General features: G+C 60.9%; 1 protein-coding gene. It reads right to left on the minus strand.

Going from position 1 to position 1,054, the window contains the following annotated elements; genetic code table 11:
• Positions 1-11: 11 nt before the first annotated feature.
• A protein-coding gene (locus NKJ46_RS34610) for an IS630 family transposase (protein ID WP_352671829.1) occupies positions 12-960 on the minus strand; the annotation gives its coding sequence in 2 pieces (ribosomal slippage) (positions 12-623 and positions 625-960; 948 coding nt in all).
• Positions 961-1,054 lie beyond the last annotated feature (94 nt).

Consider the following 1,054-nt stretch of genomic DNA (forward strand, 5'->3'; position numbering starts at 1 on the left):
GCTAGAGTCTTTCACGTTTTGACGGAAGCGTATCCGGCGTTTGCGAAGTAGTTCTTGCATTCGCCGGGTTCGATCGTCGCAACGAGGTGGCCGATGTGGCGCCAAGTGTCCTCGACGGTACGTTTCTGAGCTTGGCGCATCCAGTGTTTGATTTTGGCAAAGGCCTGCTCGATCGGATTGAGGTCTGGGGAGTAGGGCGGTAGGTACCAAAGCCTGGCGCCGGCAGCCTTGATCATCTGCCTGATCGCCGCCGACTTATGACTTCCCAGATTATCCATGACGACGATGTCGCCGGGTTTCAGCACGGTGATGAGCTGCTGCTCGACATAGGCGCGGAAGCATTGGCCGTTGATTGGCCCGTCGAAGACGCAAGGTGCCGCGAGCCTATCGCTGCGCAGCGCGCCGAGGAAGGTCAGCGTGCGCCAGTGGCCGTGCGGAGCCAGGCCGCGCAGCCGCTTGCCCTTTGGCCCCCAACCGCGCAGCGGAGCCATGTTGGTTTTGATCCAGGTCTCATCGATGAAGACCAGATGCTGCGGATCGAGGCCGGCCTGCCAGGAGCGCCATCGTTGGCGCCTGCGGGCAATATCGGCGCGCGCCTGCTCAAGGGCGAACAGCGTTTTTTTTGAAGCTCAGGCCTTCACGGCGCAGGAACGACCACACCGCGTTGTGCGAGACCTTGACCCCGCGTGCGGCCAACTCGTCCTTCAAACCGTGCAGCGTCAGATGCGGTGTCTCACGTATACGCGTCTCGATGAAGGCACGGTGCGGCTCCAGCAACCTCTTGCGATGTCCACCCATCTTGCCCGGCGCGACCGAGCCGGTCGATTGATGGCGCTGCAACAACTTCACTGCCGTCGAAACCGCAATGCCGAACCGTTTGGCGGCCGACCGGCGGCTCTCGCCACTCATAACCGCCGCCACCACCCGCTCGCGAAGATCATTGGAAAGAGGTCGGGTCATCCGATGCTGGCCTCCACTCCAGCCAGCATCTTGAATCACAAAACAGATAAATCTGGAATCCCCTTTGATTCCGTCAAAGGGGGAACCGCTCTAG

This window comes from Mesorhizobium sp. M0166 (assembly GCF_040322255.1).
Classification (GTDB): Bacteria; Pseudomonadota; Alphaproteobacteria; order Rhizobiales; family Rhizobiaceae; genus Mesorhizobium.